The sequence below is a fragment of the Thiolapillus sp. genome (assembly GCF_048562965.1).
GTDB lineage: Bacteria > Pseudomonadota > Gammaproteobacteria > Chromatiales > Chromatiaceae > Thiolapillus > Thiolapillus brandeum_A.
This window is the reverse complement of sequence record NZ_JBHNMF010000891.1, coordinates 1-1169: the sequence shown is the minus strand read 5'-3', so window position 1 is coordinate 1169 and position 1169 is coordinate 1. Positions and strand designations below refer to the sequence as shown.

The 1169-nt window shown below is 54.8% G+C and carries 3 protein-coding genes; all 3 read right to left on the bottom strand.

Translation table 11 applies throughout. The features are described 5' to 3' along the window. A partial coding sequence (locus ACOCD2_RS20945) for a hypothetical protein (protein ID WP_419588615.1) occupies positions 1-333 on the bottom strand: 333 nt, incomplete at its 3' end. Next, on the bottom strand, positions 333-638 hold the full coding sequence (locus ACOCD2_RS20940) for a sigma-70 family RNA polymerase sigma factor (RefSeq protein ID WP_293681654.1): 306 nt from the start codon (positions 636-638) through the stop codon (positions 333-335). The genes ACOCD2_RS20940 and ACOCD2_RS20945, both read right to left, overlap by 1 nt. Next, a complete protein-coding gene (locus ACOCD2_RS20935; RefSeq protein WP_305800763.1) occupies positions 631-945 on the bottom strand; it encodes a hypothetical protein in 315 nt (104 codons plus the stop codon). The genes ACOCD2_RS20940 and ACOCD2_RS20935 overlap by 8 nt, the downstream gene beginning before the upstream one ends. Between the last annotated feature and the right edge of the window lie 224 nt (positions 946-1169).

Sequence of the window (1169 nt, the reverse complement as noted above, 5' to 3'; positions counted from 1 at the left end):
CTCCTGTTGTGCCAGCCAGTCATAAAAGTCCAGATCCTCCACGAGTTCCAGGTCGATATCCAGGCTGATGATTTCCATGGCCTCGACCGGATCACTGCTGACCGTCGTTTGTATGAGGTTGCTGTCCAGGTAGTAAGTGGACAGCAACAGATAGCCCGCGACCGCAGCGGCACTGTCAAGGACGGGTGCATACACGGCGGGCTGTTTCCACCAGGGCGGGGAGGTTTCCAGTGCCTTGACACGGGCGCGATGCAAACGGGACAGGGTTGCTGCATCCAGGGAGGCGGCTTTATTGTCCAGTGACTTTTTCAGATTTTCTTCAAAAGACTGCATTAGCGATACTCCTGCAATTGCCTGCGCAATGAGGCCATGGCGCGGGACAGATGTGTCTTGACACTGCCTTGCGAACAGCCCATGGCTTTTGCGGTCGCGGCCACGTCAAGCCCTTCCCAGATCCGCAGCAGAAACGCCTGCTGCTGCCGCAGGGGGAGTTTACCCACCGCTTTTGCGATGGCATCTCCGGATTCGTCCCTGTGTATCTCGTCCTCCGGCAGGACGCTGTGCGGGTCAGGTGCCGATTGTATGGGATCTCCACTGTCGTCAGGAAAGCCCAGCCAGCCTTTCCAGCGGTTACGCACTGCATTGCGACGGGTACCAGTCGCGAATACGGTTTTGCAAGATGCGATAGAACAATGGTGTCCAGTCGCTTTGCGGTTTCCTGGCATATTTTGTTGCAAACGCCAGCATGCTGTCCTGTACCAGGTCGAGCGCCTCTTCCCGGCTGCTCGTGGCTATTTCAGCCATGATCAGGGCGCGCCTTTCCACCTGGGCCAGAAACTGCTCCAGGTAGCGTCGCCGGGTGTGCTCGTCTGCCTTGATCTGTGTCTCCATGCTGGAAAAGCAAAGCGTTGCCTGCATCATCTGGCCTGTGCGTTTATCTGTCAAATTGGGGTTTTGTGTTGTATAAACGGATGAGCAGCCATCTGGTTGACAGGGGCTGGCAACCTAATAAAAGCAGAAAAAATACCTGGCGGTCTTGATAAACCTTCGCATGAACGCCATATTGAATAATATGGCTCTTCGACGTTTCATCAAGCGTGTCTTCGGCCTCGTGATAGATTTTGGGACATCCCAGTCCCCAAAATCGACTCAGCCTTTGACAACCTATT